The organism is Clostridioides sp. ZZV14-6345, assembly GCF_020657775.1.
GTDB lineage: Bacteria > Bacillota > Clostridia > Peptostreptococcales > Peptostreptococcaceae > Clostridioides > Clostridioides difficile_D.
Genome location: NZ_JAGWCX010000225.1, coordinates 1 through 350, shown reverse-complemented (window position 1 = coordinate 350; position 350 = coordinate 1). Strand labels below are relative to the sequence as shown.

General features: G+C 24.6%; 1 protein-coding gene. It reads left to right on the top strand.

Features of this window, described 5'->3' with window-relative positions; translation table 11 throughout:
- A partial coding sequence (locus KGF39_RS19600; protein ID WP_227823593.1) for a hypothetical protein occupies positions 1-350 on the top strand: 350 nt, incomplete at both ends.

The following is a 350-nucleotide window of genomic DNA, read 5'->3' as shown; positions in this document are numbered from 1 at the left end:
TATCTAACTAATTTCAATGTAGAAGGAAAAACACTAGTTAATTTATGGGGTAATAATATCTCAGATTTTTCTTTATGGAAAACAACTTTTTCAGATAATAAAATAAATATAACAACAGAAGATGGAGTAATGTATCATAACTTTTTTACAACAAACTATTCTATGTATAAACCAAACACATTATATACTGTAATAGTAAATGTTTATAAAAATACATTACCAGAAACAAGTGGAATATATGTACATAGTATTGGAGAAGAAAAATCTATATTTGGAAATCCTACAACAAACTGTACAATAAACGGAGGAAATATAGGAAAGTTTAAATATAGTTTTACAACACTAAACGA